The organism is Erwinia sp. B116 (assembly GCF_002865965.1).
Lineage (GTDB): Bacteria > Pseudomonadota > Gammaproteobacteria > Enterobacterales > Enterobacteriaceae > Erwinia.
Genome location: NZ_JRZZ01000100.1, coordinates 1 through 941, shown reverse-complemented (window position 1 = coordinate 941; position 941 = coordinate 1). Strand labels below are relative to the sequence as shown.

At 45.8% G+C, this 941-nt stretch carries 2 protein-coding genes; both read right to left on the bottom strand.

Annotated features, from left to right (window positions below; all coding sequences use genetic code 11):
• Nucleotides 1–18: 18 nt before the first annotated feature.
• Nucleotides 19–603 (bottom strand): hypothetical protein, encoded by a 585-nt coding sequence (locus NV64_RS22715; RefSeq protein WP_101506845.1) that lies wholly within the window; start codon nt 601–603, stop codon nt 19–21.
• Nucleotides 600–941, bottom strand: a 342-nt coding sequence (locus NV64_RS22710; RefSeq protein ID WP_101506846.1) for a tlde1 domain-containing protein, incomplete at its 5' end; no start/stop codon positions are given. The genes NV64_RS22715 and NV64_RS22710, both read right to left, overlap by 4 nt.

Sequence of the window (941 nt, the reverse complement as noted above, 5' to 3'; positions counted from 1 at the left end):
TACAAGAAAAGCCCGCAATCAAGGTGTTTCTGTGGGTACATTTAACGGGTAATAGCTTTTAAAATAATCCTTATCACCCCACTTATACGGTTTTCTCTGATTATCGCGCTTCATCTCAGCAATAGCTTCACCCATGAGTTCCAGACATGATCTCCCCGCCTTACCCGCTTGAGGAAGCACCCTTTGAGCCCGTGCGAAGTATTCAATAACCGACTGCTTATTATAAATTTTCGGATCAGGCGTATATACGCAAATGATATAGGAACCGAATCTGTCGCGTTCCGTCGATTGTTCTTCTCTGGCAATCAGCTTATCAACCTGCGCAAGTACCTTCAACGTTGCGGGAGCCGAGCGGATCAGTGATGCAGCCAGCGCATTCATTAGCGGTATATATTGTGATTGGGGAATACTGTCGATAATACCCGGAACCACCTCCAGCCATGCCGGCTGTGATGACTTAACGCCATTAATAAGTTCATCAACGTTGGCTGTGTCTGTCAAAAGCAGATGTTTTTTATGACTGTCTACCGTTAGTAACTCCTTAGGCTGCAAAGCACTCGCAAACACTGGAACCAGTAATGCAAAGATAGCTAATGATTTCATGGCACTACCACCAAAACTTTATCAGCAGAGTTAACAACTTCTCTCCGGGTACCCAGTCCCATAACGATACACCCTTCAGAAGCCCAACCAGAAGGCCCCTTAACACGCTCACCGTGTATTCTGAATTCACTCCGACCAAAACTTTCTCCTGAAACTTGCGTTAAAATAATGGTGAGCGGTCCTTTAGAACGGGTATGAATCCCTATCCTGTAAGTCCCCTGCGGAATTGGCCCTAAACCCTTTACCTGCTGACGAGAAGGATTGTTTTTATTCGTCATCCTTCCAGAATATCCTGTCTCAACATGCCGTCCGTTATAGGAAAGCTCACCGGTGCTTTG

Excerpts from the sequence above, each read along its gene's own strand:
- NV64_RS22715 (WP_101506845.1), bottom strand. The coding sequence starts at position 603 with ATGAAATCATTAGCTATCTTTGCATTACTGGTTCCAGTGTTTGCGAGT.